This window comes from Streptosporangium sp. NPDC003464, assembly GCF_053588315.1.
Genome location: NZ_JBSFPS010000040.1, coordinates 13,238 through 26,947, shown reverse-complemented (window position 1 = coordinate 26,947; position 13,710 = coordinate 13,238). Strand labels below are relative to the sequence as shown.

13 protein-coding genes are annotated in these 13,710 nt (G+C 72.5%); 5 read left to right on the top strand and 8 right to left on the bottom strand.

Annotation, left to right across the window (positions count from 1 at the left end; translation table 11 throughout):
• Positions 1–38: 38 nt before the first annotated feature.
• A complete protein-coding gene (locus ACWDS7_RS11975) occupies positions 39–683 on the top strand; it encodes an Lrp/AsnC family transcriptional regulator (RefSeq protein ID WP_451929266.1) in 645 nt (214 codons plus the stop codon).
• A gap of 98 nt (positions 684–781) precedes the next feature.
• Here ACWDS7_RS11975 and ACWDS7_RS11970 read toward each other — a convergent pair whose 3' ends face one another.
• From ACWDS7_RS11970 to ACWDS7_RS11935, 8 genes are all read right to left on the bottom strand, one after another.
• Positions 782–1,141 (bottom strand): hypothetical protein, encoded by a 360-nt coding sequence (locus ACWDS7_RS11970; RefSeq protein WP_451929265.1) that lies wholly within the window; start codon positions 1,139–1,141, stop codon positions 782–784.
• 478 nt (positions 1,142–1,619) lie between these two features.
• Positions 1,620–1,940, bottom strand: a complete 321-nt coding sequence (locus ACWDS7_RS11965; protein ID WP_451929264.1) for a type II toxin-antitoxin system PemK/MazF family toxin — start codon at positions 1,938–1,940, stop codon at positions 1,620–1,622.
• Positions 1,930–2,160, bottom strand: a complete 231-nt coding sequence (locus tag ACWDS7_RS11960; protein ID WP_306869487.1) for a hypothetical protein — start codon at positions 2,158–2,160, stop codon at positions 1,930–1,932. Before ACWDS7_RS11960 ends, ACWDS7_RS11965 begins: the two co-directional genes overlap by 11 nt.
• A gap of 269 nt (positions 2,161–2,429) precedes the next feature.
• Complete coding sequence (tsaD, locus tag ACWDS7_RS11955) at positions 2,430–3,458, bottom strand: tRNA (adenosine(37)-N6)-threonylcarbamoyltransferase complex transferase subunit TsaD (RefSeq protein ID WP_451929263.1); 1,029 nt, start codon at positions 3,456–3,458, stop codon at positions 2,430–2,432.
• A gap of 197 nt (positions 3,459–3,655) precedes the next feature.
• On the bottom strand, positions 3,656–4,105 hold the full coding sequence (locus tag ACWDS7_RS11950) for a hypothetical protein (protein WP_306875923.1): 450 nt from the start codon (positions 4,103–4,105) through the stop codon (positions 3,656–3,658).
• A gap of 607 nt (positions 4,106–4,712) precedes the next feature.
• Entirely contained in the window at positions 4,713–6,710 is a 1,998-nt protein-coding gene (locus ACWDS7_RS11945) for a hypothetical protein (protein WP_451929262.1), read from the bottom strand.
• A gap of 384 nt (positions 6,711–7,094) precedes the next feature.
• Positions 7,095–7,385: a hypothetical protein gene (locus tag ACWDS7_RS11940; protein WP_451929261.1), complete on the bottom strand. Its 291-nt coding sequence runs from the start codon at positions 7,383–7,385 to the stop codon at positions 7,095–7,097.
• Between the two features lie 408 nt (positions 7,386–7,793).
• On the bottom strand, positions 7,794–8,576 hold the full coding sequence (locus ACWDS7_RS11935; RefSeq protein ID WP_451929260.1) for a TetR/AcrR family transcriptional regulator: 783 nt from the start codon (positions 8,574–8,576) through the stop codon (positions 7,794–7,796).
• 90 nt (positions 8,577–8,666) lie between these two features.
• Here ACWDS7_RS11935 and ACWDS7_RS11930 point away from each other — a divergent pair, with 90 nt between their 5' ends.
• From ACWDS7_RS11930 to ACWDS7_RS11915, 4 genes are all read left to right on the top strand, one after another.
• Positions 8,667–9,950 (top strand): acyl-CoA dehydrogenase family protein, encoded by a 1,284-nt coding sequence (locus tag ACWDS7_RS11930; RefSeq protein WP_451929259.1) that lies wholly within the window; start codon positions 8,667–8,669, stop codon positions 9,948–9,950.
• A 103-nt stretch (positions 9,951–10,053) separates the two neighbouring features.
• Positions 10,054–10,698 carry a GntR family transcriptional regulator gene (locus tag ACWDS7_RS11925; protein ID WP_451929258.1) on the top strand — a complete coding sequence of 215 codons (645 nt, stop codon included), beginning with the start codon at positions 10,054–10,056 and terminating at the stop codon, positions 10,696–10,698.
• Positions 10,699–10,759: 61 nt separating this feature from the next.
• Complete coding sequence (locus ACWDS7_RS11920) at positions 10,760–11,242, top strand: OsmC family protein (RefSeq protein WP_306869504.1); 483 nt, start codon at positions 10,760–10,762, stop codon at positions 11,240–11,242.
• 102 nt (positions 11,243–11,344) lie between these two features.
• Positions 11,345–13,633, top strand: a complete 2,289-nt coding sequence (locus tag ACWDS7_RS11915) for a xanthine dehydrogenase family protein molybdopterin-binding subunit (protein ID WP_451929257.1) — start codon at positions 11,345–11,347, stop codon at positions 13,631–13,633.
• The last annotated feature ends 77 nt before the right edge of the window (positions 13,634–13,710 follow it).

Sequence of the window (13,710 nt, the reverse complement as noted above, 5' to 3'; positions counted from 1 at the left end):
GGCTAAGCTGAGACGAATCTGGCGTAAGGGGTATGGAGATGACCGAAATATCAAGGAACGCGGCCCAGGAAGGCGGTCAACCTGGACGGATCGGCATCGGCCTGGAGCTCGACGCGACACACCTGAAGATCCTAGAGGTGCTGCGTGAGAACGGCAGGATCTCCGTGGCTGCTCTCGCCGAGCGGGTCGGCATCTCCCGGGCCAACGCCTACACGCGCTTCGAGGCGCTGCGCGCCGACGGCGCGATCAAGCGGTTCACGGCGGAGATCGACCACGTCCGCACAGGTCTCGGCATCACCGCGTTGATCTTCGTGACCGTCCGGCAGCAGATGTGGCGCCAGTTCCGCGCCCAGCTCGCGGCGATGCCCGAGGTGGAGTACTGCGCGATCACGACGGGCCAGCACGACGCGATGATCCAGGTCCGGATGGCCGACGTCGCCGCCGTGCACGCCATGGTGACCGAGCGGCTGGCCAACATCCCCGCGGTCAAGGCCACCGAGACCGTCTTCATCCTGGACGAGGTGCTCAAGCGCCCCTACGTCCTGCCGGGCGACCGCGGTCCCGGCCGCTCCCCCCGCCGTCCCGCCGACCCCGCCGCGGCCCCCGGGGGAGAGGTGCCCCTGGGCAAGATGCGCTTCGTGGGCGCGGCCGAGGGCCGCGCCCAACTCCAGCAGGACGTCTGACACGCGGGCCCGACCCCCGGCGGCAGCGCCGGAAGGCGGTCCGGTGGGGGCGCGTCCCGGAGCGGGGCGGCCCCGGGTGCGCGCTCCCCGTCAGGCGGTCAGGACGGCAGGACCTCGGTGCACACGCTCACGTGCGTCGTGTCGTCCCCGGCGAACTGGAACTCCTCGACCAGGCGCAGCCGGCCGTCGGGGAGAGGCTCGACGCGGCTGCCGCTCTGCCCGCCGGCGCGCTCGCCGTTCTTGAGCAGGTGGACGTAGGTGATCTCCAGGCGGTCGCCGTCCCTGGTGCCGACGAAGCGCCCGTGGACCACGGTGTCGCCGGTGTAGTCGCCCCAGATGATCCCGCCGGACTCCCGGTAGGCGAACTCGGTGGGCCCGTCCGGGTCCACCGCGCTCGCCGTCGAGCTGACCATGACGAACCTGCGGTCGTTGAGGTTGAGAAGGTCGTTGTCGTTCACGTCTCCGCATCGTGCCGTTCCGCGGGCCGGCCGCAACCGAGGCTGGACATTCCGGCGCGCAGGAGGGGCAAGATCGATGATCCGTCCAGCCGGGCGTCCGTCCGGAGGGGATCGGCGAGATCCGGCTTCCCCGTTCGCGCCGAGCGCGCCCGCCTGCCGGTGACGGATCATCGGCCCATGAGGGTGAACATTCATCCACTCCGCCGACACTTCGAGCCGTCGCCGTCCATCGGCCGCTCGACCGGGGAAAGCCCCACACCGAGGTCTGCAAGCCGCTGAGTCCGTCGGACAAGGCGGTGCGGAAGTTCCGGCACGCCGTGCTCAACGGACTCACCCTGCCGCGCAGCTCGGGTGTGGTGGAAGGCAACGTCTGTCGTGTCAAGGGGCTCAAGCGGCAAACGTACGGCCGCGCCAACCCTGACCTCCTACGGAAAGGACCGTGCTGATACTCCAAGGGCTCACCGGCTCCGTGTCTTCGCTACTGGAGCATGCCGAGGACGGTGTGCAGGGCGTCATCGATCTCTTCGATCTCGACTGGATCCAGGCGTCCCGCGAAGTCGCCCAGGCGGTGAGGGGCGACAGCCATGGTCTGCTCGACCATGATGCGTGTCTGCTTGCCGAGAAGTTCTACTTCGGGGCGGAAAGGCGCGGGAGGCGCACTGGCCGAGGTCGGGGCGATGAGCACGGTGGAGAGATGGGTCAGGAAGTCTGACTGGAGGATCACGGCGAAACGCTCGCCTCGTTGCTCATGGGCCATCGCGTCACGAGGGGCGCGCAGCCGATACACGTCACCACGCACGCAGGTGCTCCGTGTCCTTCATGATTGCTTCTGCTTCGGCCCTGTCGGCGGGATCGTTGGCCAGCCTCTCGGCTGCGACTCGGGCCAGCTCCATGCGGTGGAGACGCTGAGCGATGACGAGCGCTTCGCGGACGGCCTCGGTTGCGGAACGGCCGTCGGAGGTCAGCTCGTTCAGCGCCTTCTCGGCCTTGGCGTCCAGATCAACAGTCAACATGCCCATATCTTCACTGTACGGCCAGGCGTCTCGCAGGGCTTCGACCGAATTCCGCAACCATGTCGATGCTCACAGTAATCAGATCTCGACGAAAGGAAAGTGATCATGTCCCCCGTGCGTCACGAGAAGGTCTTCGAGGACGCCATCGAGTCGGCGGTGCCTACTGCCGCCTTCTTGAACGGCTGGTGAGTGAGGGGCCTGCAGTCGCGTGATCGCGGAAGAGCTCCCCTGTGGCCGCGATGAATCAGCGCCGGAAAGGGGCCGCACGGACGGGGTCAGAGACGGTCCGGGGTGAGGGAGGCCCGGGTCAGCGGGGCCGAGGGGTCGGCGGCCAGGTCGAAGGGGGAGGGCGGGGCGCCCGCGGCGACCAGGAGGCCCCCCACGGCGGCGATCATCGCGCCGTTGTCGGTGCACAGCCGCGGGGGCGGGATCCGCAGCGTGACACCCGCGGCGCCGCACCGCTCGGCGGCGACCCGCCGGAGCCTGTGGTTCGCGGCGACCCCGCCGACGATCACCAGCGTGTCCACGCCGTGGGCCAGGCAGGCGTCGACGGCCTTGCGGGTCAGGACGTCGACCACGGCCTCCTGGAAGGAGGCGGCGACGTCCGGCACCGAGAACCCGGGACCGCCCCGCTCCACGTGCCGGGCGACGGCGCTCTTGAGCCCGGAGAAGGAGAAGTCGTAGCCGGCGCCGAGCATCGCGCGGGGGAAGTCGATCGCCCGGGGATCTCCGTCCCGTGCGGCCCTGTCGACGGCGGGACCGCCGGGGTAGGCGAGCCCGAGAATCCGCGCGATCTTGTCGAACGCCTCTCCCGCGGCGTCGTCGCGGGTGTCGCCGAGGTGGACGATCGGATCGCGTGCCAGGTCGCCGAGGAGCAGCAGTGAGGTGTGGCCGCCCGACACGATCAGCGCGACGGACCGCCGGGGCAGCGGACCGTGCTCCAGGGTGTCGGCGGCCACGTGCCCGGCCAGGTGGTGCACGCCGTACAGCGGCCGGTCCCAGGCGAGCGCGTAGGCCTTCGCGGCGGCCAGGCCGGTCTGCAGCGCGGTCGCCAGGCCGGGTCCCGAGGTGACGGCGACCGCGTCCAGCTCCGCAGGGCCGATCCCGGCCTGCCGGAACGCGGCCTCCACGCACGGGACCAGCGACTCCAGGTGCGCCCGGGCGGCGATCTCCGGCACCACTCCGCCGTAGCGCGCGTGCTCGTCCATCGAGGAGGCCAGCGCGGCGCCGATGAGCCTCCCGTCGGCCACGATCCCGACGCCGGTCTCATCGCACGAGGTCTCGATCCCCAGAACGACCGCCATGCCACCCTCTTATCGCGAGTAGTTTGCAACTACGAATGATAGGCGACAAGACGTGCCGGCGATGTCCGGCCATGGACCGGGACCGGCTCGGCCATGGACCGGGACCGGCTCGACTACGGAGCCGGGCGAGTTCCCGCGGTCAAGGCGGGTACGGCTGCGGCCGGAGGACGCCGGGCTCCGCGCTCCTGGCAGGTCGGTCAGGCGCCGCGCCGGTCGTTCAGTTTCACCGCCACCTCCCGGGCGAGCTGCCCAAGCTGCTCCTTGGGGTAGACGCCGCACAGCTCGTCCAGCAGCGCGGCCACGACGAACCTCTCCGTGTCGTCCAGCAGTGCGAGCCGGTCCCCGGTCCCGTTCTTCTCGATCCAGGTGCGCAGGAAGGCCTCGTAGCCTTCGCGGGGGATCGGCTGCCCGTTGGTGTCGCGCACCGTGATGGCCGGCCGGGCGGAGTCGAAGCCGTACAGTCCGGCTCGACGCCCGGCCCGTAGGTACCAGACCGCGTCCACCATGGCGTCCGCGCGCTCCTGCTCGGTCAGCTCCTCCCACGTCGGGTGGAGCATCCCCTCGTGGGCGAGCTGCTGGCGCGCCGCGGCGAGCCGCTCGGCGTGCTCGCGCTCGGCATCGTCGGCGTATGGGAAGGCGATGGGCACGGGGGCTGTCCTCTCCGCCGGGCGTATTCGGATACTGGTCCCGACGTATGTGCGGGGGTACGTTTTTTCCGCCCTCAGCATTGCAGACTCCGCGGCTCCCGAGAGGACCTTGCCCCATCTTCGGGGCGTCTGTCGGATCACCTGCGACACCCTGACCTGCCACAGGACGCGAGGGCCGCGACCGGGCTGCAGAGGCCGGGCAGGCTGCGCCCGGCGGACCCGCAGCACGTCGTCGTAGAGCAGATCGTCTTCGCCGGAGGGCGTCAGCCGCTTCGGGCTCAGCCCCGGACGGTGAACGATCACCTTCCGGAGCCTGCCGACCTCCGGACGGATCCCGTACTCCGTCCCGTACTCCGTGGCCGTCACGCCTCCCGTCCGTGAACCAGCCCCATGTCCGCAGGCGCACGGCGGAGCCCGCACGTGATCCAGGAAGGCCGGTGAACCCGCGGCGGCCCATGCTGACTACGTGACGGTGATCCCCCGGGTCGCCCTTGCCGGACCGCGTATCCGGGCTGTGTACCAAGAAATCCCTCTCTACCAGCGCATATGTGACTGCATGCCCCAATCGTCATCTGCCCGGGCCGCGCGGATGATTCCGGGCCGTGGATCAGTTGGTGTGGGGGTTGGGGAGATGGTCGCCCACGTGGCCGATCCAGATCTTGCCGGTGCTGCCGCCCGAGTCGTCGTGGAAGTGGATCCGGGGCGCCGGACAGCCGCCTTTGCGGATCTTGATGTGTGCCTCCATCAGCACCTTGCCCGAGGGGTGCACCTCCAGAGGGACGGCGAAGGTCCGCCTCATGCTGTATTTGCCGTTGGTGTTCACGGTCCGGGACTCGCTCATGGCGACCATTCCCGCCGGGATCGTGAGCCGGGCGGCGCTCCTGCACCAGTCGAAGAACCCGCCGGCGAACTCGCCCGACGACCTGGCCCGCGCGAACGCGTCCAGCGCCCGTAGGGCGTCCCAGGTCTTGGAGGCCCAGACCCGCGCGAGCGTGGGGTAGGCGAGGTCGAGTTTGGCCGCCTCCGTGTCGGTGTCGCCGATCTCCACGTGGGCAAGCGTCTCCCGGGCCATGTTCAGGGCGTCCATGAGACTCGTCGGCTCGAACGCGGGCCTGTCGGCGGACAGGCCGAAGGCGGGCTGGCCGGCCTCGGCCAGCCTGGCCTCCAGCCAGTGGACCCGCTCCTGGAGCTTGCGGGCGCCCGCGACGGCCTCGGCGTACTCCTGCTGGAGGATCTCGTGCTCGGCGCGGAGCCGGTCGATCTCGCCCGCCGTACGGCCGTTGCCGCCCTCCGGTCCGGCCGGAGGGCGGTCGCGGCCCGGCCGTACGGCGATGAGATCGCGCAGTCCGTCGACACGCGCGCCGAGGGTGCGCATCTGGCGCAGGATCTCCCTGTTGTCCGTCCCGTTCCCCGCCGACGAGACCGTGAGGTCGAGCGCCGCGTCGAGCTCTCCCCGCAGCTCCTTGACCACGACGGCGGCGACCGCCTGGGCGAGCTCGGCCACCTCGGAGGCGGGCCGTCCGGCCCCGGCGTCCTCCGAGCCCGCGGTGGCCACGGCGGTCCCGGCGTCCTCCGGCTCCGCGGCGACCCCGGCGGTCCTGGCGGCCACGGCGGGCTCCTCGACGGGCACGGCCGCCGCTGCGACGGGTCCGGGACGGACGGTCATCGCCATCATCCGGCGGCGCAACTCCTCCCGGGCCGAGCCGGCCGGCGCCGGTCTCGGCGCCACCGCCGCGGCGATGTCACCGGGCTGCGCCTTGCCCGCCAGGATCCTGGAGACCACCTGGTAGGCGCGCTGGAGGTCGTCGGGGAGGGGACGGCGGGCGGTCTCGCCGATGGCGCCGCCCGCCACCAGTTCGAGGGCCTGATCACCCTGTCTGCGGAGCATCGGGCCGCCCATCGGACGGTGCCGGTAGGGGTAGCACTCGGCGGCCGGGTCGAAGGGCGCCACGTAGGTGCGGATGCCCGCGCCGAACACGCCGAGCTCGGAGCCCATCGTCCCGTTGAAGCGGTCCTGGGCGCGTAGGTCGGCGAGACGCACGACCACGCCGGCCCCGGCGACCGCACCGGCCAGGTGCTCGGCCCTGGCCCGGACGCCCTGCGGATCCTGTGGGTCCGCCGACACCACGATCACCGGGACCCGGCGGTCGCGCTCGGCGAGCAGGTGGACCAGCCGGTGGACGCCGTCCTCGTCGACCGCGTCCGCGGTGTCCGTCAGGTGCACCGCTCCGTCGGTGATCCGCGCGGTACGCAGGTACGCCTGGACGAAGTCCGGGGCGTGCCCGTCGTGGCTCTCGCCGTCCCCCTCGACCCGGACGACCACCCAGCCGGTCATCCCGGCCACCGACTCCGCGTAGGTGACCTGCGTGCGCAGCGGCCCTCTCCCGCCGGTCTCCTCCAGGACATACCGGCCGCAGTCGACTTTGCGGTCCATGCGGGCCCTGACGCCGTCCGCCTCGAACTCCTGAGAGGGCCTGCCCTGCTCCGGCGCGGGGAGTCCCTTCGTCACGAGCCAGTCTCCGAAGGTACGGCGGAGCCGGAGGGAGATGGGGGCGGTCTTGTCGCGGAGGACCGCTTGGTAGAGACGATTCGAGTTCGGGGGCATGAGGCACGTTATCCAGCCATGTGAGGGTACGGCCTGCCGAATGAGGAGAGCCGTGCCCGAATGGTGGGATGGGGGGCTCGGCCGGGGACCGGCCGTGCGGTCATGCTCCGGTGCGGAGAGGCGGCCGGCGGTTCCGGAGGGCCGGCTCTCGGGCAGCTCGCTGTCCTGGAGGATCGTCACCGTGTCAGGGGGATCGCGGCCCTCGGACCGTGACGGGCCGCGCCGCGCGGGCGGTCACGGCCGGAGGCCGGTCACCGGCGGCTGTCCGGCACCGGGTGGTGGGCCGCCGGTCCTGGCCGTGGCCGGGCGCAGGCATGACTTTCCGGCACCGGGCGGCGGGTGGGCCCGGTGCCGGGCGGCCTGTCCGGCGCTGGCGCCGTCGTGTCAGTTGTCGATGCCGCCGCCGCTGCCGCCGCGGGTTACGCTGTCGTCGCTGATGCCGCGGTCGATGCCGCCACCGCCACCACCGCCACCGCCGCCGCTGCCTCGCCGGGCGTAGCACCTGGCCGGATTCTTGTGCTTCGAGCAGGGCTTCGCCGCTGAGACGAGGGTGGAGGCCGTGGAGACGGTGGAGACGGTGTCGGCGCCGGCGGGCTGAGCCGGCACCGTCGCGGGCACGATGAGCGCGGAGGCCCCCATCACCCCGGATACGAGAGCGTTCCTGACTTTGATCATGACAGATCACTCCATGTCTAATCAGTTGCGCCCTGGGCGATGCCCGGGCTGGCGGAATGCCGGACCAGTGCCGCATACGGCACCGATGCGGCGGAGAGCCGGAATTCCACGGTAGACGGCGGGCACTCCGGGGGGCATCCAGGTGCGACCAAAGCCTTGGGAGGCTCCGATTACCCTCCGGTGACGGACAGGCACGACAGGAGGGGGTCCGGTCACGCGCGGTTACCGCCACTGACCGGAGGCCCGGGGCTGGAAGGGGTGCCGTCGGGACCGGATCGCAATGTCCCGGTAGGTCGCCGCGGCCGCTCCCGGTGACCCGCTCCTGGCCGCTTCCGGCTGCTCCCGGTGCTCCGCTCCCGGCAACCAGTTCCCGGCGCCCACTCCCGACGGCCCGCTCCCGGCCGCCGGTCAGCCGGCGGTCTCGGCGCCGCGCTCGGTGGCGAGCCGGAGGGTCTCCTCCGACAGCGGCGCGAGCAGCAGCGCGGCGACCAGGTCGACGAGGTGGCTGACGAACAGCCGGTCGTCGGGGTGCGGCCCCGAGCGGGCCCGCCGGCCGAGCTCCACCATGGTGAACCGGATGGCCACCAGCCGCCGGTGCAGCCGGACCGCGTCCTCCTGGAGCAGCGGCGCGGCCAGCCGCCGCCAGCGGTGGATGCTGGCGGCGGGGTCGTCCTGCTCCGCCGTGGCCAGTGAGGCTCCCGGGTGGCCGATGAGCTCGGCCATGATGCGCAGGTAGGCCGGGCCGCCGTCGGGGTCGGCCAGTTTGGCGGCCGGCGGGTGGACGAGGGCGGCGGCCAGCGCGAGCACCTGGGGATACGCCGGCGGGCCGGAGGGCGGGCGCGTCAGCGGGTCCGTGGGTCCGGTGCCGGTGGGTGTCCCGGTGCCGGTGGGCTCGGCGGCTGGTGTCCTGGTGCCGGTGGGCGAGGGCGTCCGCGGCTGTCCGGGGCCGCAGCCTCTCTCGTAGTCGTCGAGCATGGCGTGCCGTCGCGCGTCCACGTCGCCGCCGTGCTTGCCGAGTACGGCGCGGAGCAGCCCGGCCCGGTCTCCGAAGTGGTACTGCAGCGCGGTCGCGTTGCGCGCCCCCGAGGCCCGGACGATCTCGTTCAGGCTGACGGCCCCGATGCCCCGGGTGGAGAACAGCTCCTCCGCCGCGGTGATCAACCGCTCCCGGGTCCCAGCCGGCCGTGTCATCGCGCTTCCCGCCGTTGACCGTTAATGCGATCACATTATAGGTTCGCGCCGAACAGAACATTATTCGGATGGCCTGTCAGAGGAGGCGCCATGTGGGACTTCTCCACCGAGCCGGAGTTCCAGGAGAAGCTCGACTGGATGGACGCCTTCATCCGTGACGAGGTCGAGCCGCTCGACCTGGCCTTCGGCGGACACGCCTACCGGGACATGGACGACAGGCTGCGCGAGATCGTCGGGCCGCTCAAGCAGCAGGTCAAGGACCGGGGTCTGTGGGCCTGCCACCTGGGCCCCGAACTGGGCGGCCAGGGATACGGCCAGCTCAAGCTGGCTCTGATGAACGAGCTCATCGGCCGGTCCGGCTGGGCGCCGGTCGTCTTCGGCTGCCAGGCGCCCGACACCGGCAACGCGGAGATCATCGCGATGTACGGCACCGCCGAGCAGAAGGAGCGCTACCTCCAGCCGCTGCTGGACGGCGAGTGCTTCTCGGCCTATTCGATGACCGAGCCGCACGCGGGCGCCGACCCGCGCCTGTTCCGCTGCCGTGCCGTACGGGACGCCTCCGGGGGCTGGGTCATCAGCGGTGAGAAGTACTTCACCTCCAACGCCTCCTCGGCGACCTTCCTGATCGTGATGGCGGTGACCGACCCCGAGGCCCATCCCTACAGGCGGATGTCGATGTTCCTCGTCCCGGCCGACACCCCGGGCGTCGAGATCCTGCGCGACATCGGCACGATCGGCGAGCGGCCCGGCCACGGCGCGCACGCCCACATCCGCTACGACGACGTCCGGGTCCCGGCGGAGGCGCTGCTGGGTGAGGAGGGCGGCGCCTTCGCCGTCTCCCAGGCCCGGCTGGGCGGCGGGCGCATCCACCACTCGATGCGCACGGTCGCGGCGGTGAAGAAGGCCTTCGACATGATGTGCGAGCGGGTGCTGTCCAGGCGGACGCACGACGGGCTGCTGGCCGACAAGCAGCTGGTGCAGGCCGCGATCGCCGACTCCTACATCCAGATCCAGCAGTTCAGGCTGATGGTCCTGCACACCGCGTGGCTGATCGACCAGTCCTCGACCAGGGAGGCGCGCACCCAGATCGCGGCCTGCAAGGTCGCCGCCGCCCGTGTCTTCCACGACGTCGTCTACCGCGCGATGCACATCCACGGCGCGCTCGGCGTCTCCAACGAGACACCCCTGGCCAGGCTCTGGCAGAGCGCGCCGCTGATGGGCATCATGGACGGCCCCACCGAGGTGCACCTGGCCTCCATCTCCCGGCGCGTGCTGCGCGGCTACTCCCCGGCCGAGGGGCCCTGGCCGACGGAGTTCCTCCCCGACAGGGTCGCCGCGGCGCGGGCCAAGTACGGGCTGCCCGAGAGCGGCTGACGGGCCGCGCTCCGGCGGCCGGCGCCGCCCCCGGCCCGGCCCGGCTTGAAGGTGGGCCGGACCGCAATGTATACATTGCATACATAACGGCGGAAGGGGAGCGATGCACGGCGACACCGTCTACCGGCGGCTGCGCGAGCAGATCGTGGCGGGGCACTACCCGCCGGGTGAGCGGCTCACCGAGCTGTCGGCGAGCGCGGCGCTGGAGGTGAGCCGCACACCCGTCCGCGAGGCGCTGCGCCGGCTGGAGAGCGACGGCCTGGTGCGGAGCACGGGCCGGGGCGTGGTGGTGACCGGGCTGTCGCCGGACTCCCTGGACCACGCCTACGCGGTGCGGGCGGCCCTGGAGACGCTCACCGCCGAGCTGGCCGCCGACCGGCAGCGGGACGGGCGGATCCCGCCCGCGGCCCTGGTGGAGCTGGAGGACAGCGCGCGCCGGCTCGAACAGGTCACCGCCGCCGGAGACCTCGACCGCGCCATCGGGCTGAACCGCGACTTCCACCGGACGGTGGCCGAGCTCGCCGGCAACCCGATCGCGCTGGAGACCCTCGACCGTCTCTGGGACCAGATCATCGTCTCCACCCGGGCGACCCTGACCGCCCCGGAGCGTCCGGAGGCGGTGGCCGACGAGCACCGGCGGCTCCTGGCGGCGATCAGGGACGGCCGGCGCGAGCTCGCCGGCCGGATCGCCGGCGACCACGCGCGCGCCACCGGCGCCGCCCGCACCCGCACGTCCCCGGCGTCATAGCGCCGGTGCGACGGTCGACGACAAGATGGCCGGCGGAAGGCCGCCGGGGAAGGAGAAGGCGATGCCGAAGATTCACCACTACGAGGTGGACGTGACGTGGACCGGCAACGGCGGCACGGGCACCAGCGACTACCGCGCCTACGGGCGGGCGCACGAGATCGGCGCCACCGGCAAGGCGCCGATCGCGGGCTCGTCCGACCCGTCGTTCCGTGGCGAGCGGGACCGGTGGAATCCCGAGGAGCTCCTGGTCGTCTCGCTGTCGCAGTGTCACATGCTCTGGTACCTCGGCCTGTGCGCCAACGCCGGCGTCGTGGTCACCGCCTACACCGACCACCCGAGCGGCACCATGGCGGAGGCTCCCGACGGCAGCGGCCGTTTCGAGGAGGTCGTGCTGCGGCCCCGGGTGACCGTCGCCGCCCCGGAGCACGCCGAGCGCGCCGCGGCGCTGCACGAGCGCGCCCACGAGATGTGCTTCATCGCCAACTCCGTCAACTTCCCGGTCCGGCACGAGCCCGTCGTCGTCAGCGAGCCCCTGCCGGTGTGAGCGGCGCCCGGCCGACTTGAGGCCGTACGGCACGGCGCCGGCTTGAGGCCGTACGGCACGGCGGTCTTGGCGCGGGCCGCGACGGCACGCACAATCAGGGCCATGAGCGATGGTCATCCGTATGTCGGCACCCGGGCCCCCCGCCGCGAGGACTCCCGGCTGCTGACCGGACAGGGCAAGTTCGTCGGCGACGTCCGCCTTCCCGGCATGGCGTACGCGGTGGTCGTCCGGAGTCCCATAGCGCACGGCCGGGTCACGCGACGTGCCGTCAAGGCCGCCCTGGCGGCCGACGGGGTGCTGGACGTCATCACCGCCGAGGACGCGGCCGCGGTCCGGCTGCCGTGCGTGTCCCTGGCACCGGGACAGCGTGAGATCTCCTACCCGGCGCTGGAGGCGGCGATCCGCTACGCCGGACAGCCGCTCGCCGTCGTCGTGGCGCGGACCGCGGAGGCCGCCCATGACGCGGCCGGGCTGGTCGACTTCGAGTTCGGCGAGCTGCCCGCCGTGATCGGGGTGGAGGCGGCGCTCGACGGCGGCGCCACACTGCTGTACCCCGACTGGGGCACCAACCTGGTCACCGACTTCGCGGTCGGCGACACCGACTGCGAGGAGGCGATCGCAGGCGCGGCCCACGTGGTGGACATGACGTTCCGGCTCGGCAGGGCGGCGCCCAGCCCGGTCGAGCCGCGCGGGATCGTGGCGGCCTACGCCGAGGGGACGCTGACGGTCTGGGCCGCCACCCAGGCCCCCCACCACGTGCGCGACCACGCGGCCGAGGCGCTCGGGCTCTCCCACCACCGGGTGCGCGTCATCGGCTGCGACGTCGGCGGAGGGTTCGGCGCCAAGGAGCACCTCTATCCCGACGAGGCGCTGGTCTGCCTGGCCGCGATCCGCCTCGGCCGGCCCGTGACGTGGACCGAGTCGCGCAGCGACCACCTCGTCGCCACCCTGCCCGCCCGCGACGCCGTGCACCGGGGCCGGCTGGCGCTGGAGGCGGACGGCCGCTTCGTCGCGCTGCACTGCGACATCCTCGGGGATCTGGGCGCCCACCCGTCGAACGTCGGCATCTCCCCGCTCGCCGTGTCGGCCATCATGCTGCCCGGGCCCTACCGGTTCGACAGGGCCGGGGCGCGCCTGCGCGCCGCCGTCACCACCACCACGCCGACCGGCTCCTACCGGGGGTTCGGCCAGCCCGAGGTGACCTGGACCAGGGAACGGCTGATCGACGAGGCGGCCCGGCGCCTGGGGCTCGACCCCGTCGAGATACGGCTGCGCAACATGATCGGCCCCGAGGAGCTGCCCTACTCCACCCGCACCTGGCAGTCCTACGACTCGGGCGACTACCCCCGCGCCCTGCGCACGCTGCGCGAGATCGCGCGCGCCAGGCCGTCACACGACGGGCGCAGGCGCGGTGTGGGGTTCTCCTGCCACGTGGAGGCGACCGGCCTGGGACCGTCCATGGGGATGAAGGCGGCGGGCCAGGCCGCAGGCGGGTTCGAGACCGCGATCGTGCGGATGGACCTCGACGCCTCGGTCGTCGTGCACGCCGGGGTGGCGGGCATGGGACAGGGCATCGAGACCACCCTCGCCCAGCTCGCCGCCGACGGGGTGGGCGTGCCGCTGGAGCGGGTCCACGTGGTGCTCGGCGACACCTCCGCCACGCCGTACTCCTCCGTCGGCTCGATCGCCAGCCGCTCCCTCGTGGTCGGCGGCGGGGCCCTGAACCGGGCGGCCGGCCTGCTGCGCGACAGGATCGTGGCCATCGCCGCCCACCAGCTGGAGGCGGCCCCGGAGGACCTGGAGATCGCGGACGGCGCCGTACAGGTGAAGGGCGACCCCGGCGCGCGCCGCACCCTTCGGGAGATCGCCACCTCCGCCTGGCGCGGCTGGGACCTGCCCGCGGGGATGTCGCCGGGCCTGGAGGAGCGGGTCACCCACGACCCCAGCGCCTACACCTACGCCTACGGCGCCCACGCGGCGGCCGTGGCGGTCGACGAGGAGACCGGGGCCGTCGAGGTCGAGGGCTACTGGGTGGTCGGCGACTCCGGCGTGCTCGTCAACCCGGCGATCGTCGAAGGCCAGCTGAGGGGCGGGATCGCGCAGGGGATCGGGATGGCGCTGACGGAGGAGGTCGTCTACTCCCCGGACGGGCAGCCGGCGGCGGACTATCTCCTGCCGACGGTTCGGGAGATCCCGGAGATCGGGATCGTCCTGCTGGAGACCCCTTCCCCCATCACTCCCGGCGGCATGAAGGGCGCGGGCGAGGCGGGCACGATCGGCCCGCCCGCGGCCGTCGGCAACGCGGTGGCCGCGGCCCTGCCCGAGATCGCCGACCGGATCACCGCCACCCCGCTGACCCCGCAGGTCCTCTGGTCCCTGCTCGCCCGCTGACCCCGCAGGCGCTCTTCCCTCCTCACCCGACGACCCCGCTCACCCGACGACCCCGCTCACCCGACGACCTCGCTCAC

Excerpts from the sequence above, each read along its gene's own strand:
- ACWDS7_RS11975 (WP_451929266.1), top strand. The coding sequence starts at position 39 with ATGACCGAAATATCAAGGAACGCGGCCCAGGAAGGCGGTCAACCTGGA.
- ACWDS7_RS11960 (WP_306869487.1), bottom strand. The coding sequence starts at position 2,160 with ATGGGCATGTTGACTGTTGATCTGGACGCCAAGGCCGAGAAGGCGCTG.
- tsaD (WP_451929263.1), bottom strand. The coding sequence starts at position 3,458 with ATGGCGGTCGTTCTGGGGATCGAGACCTCGTGCGATGAGACCGGCGTC.
- ACWDS7_RS11945 (WP_451929262.1), bottom strand. The coding sequence starts at position 6,710 with ATGCCCCCGAACTCGAATCGTCTCTACCAAGCGGTCCTCCGCGACAAG.
- ACWDS7_RS11940 (WP_451929261.1), bottom strand. The coding sequence starts at position 7,385 with ATGATCAAAGTCAGGAACGCTCTCGTATCCGGGGTGATGGGGGCCTCC.
- ACWDS7_RS11935 (WP_451929260.1), bottom strand. The coding sequence starts at position 8,576 with ATGACACGGCCGGCTGGGACCCGGGAGCGGTTGATCACCGCGGCGGAG.
- ACWDS7_RS11930 (WP_451929259.1), top strand. The coding sequence starts at position 8,667 with ATGTGGGACTTCTCCACCGAGCCGGAGTTCCAGGAGAAGCTCGACTGG.
- ACWDS7_RS11925 (WP_451929258.1), top strand. The coding sequence starts at position 10,054 with ATGCACGGCGACACCGTCTACCGGCGGCTGCGCGAGCAGATCGTGGCG.
- ACWDS7_RS11920 (WP_306869504.1), top strand. The coding sequence starts at position 10,760 with ATGCCGAAGATTCACCACTACGAGGTGGACGTGACGTGGACCGGCAAC.
- ACWDS7_RS11915 (WP_451929257.1), top strand. The coding sequence starts at position 11,345 with ATGAGCGATGGTCATCCGTATGTCGGCACCCGGGCCCCCCGCCGCGAG.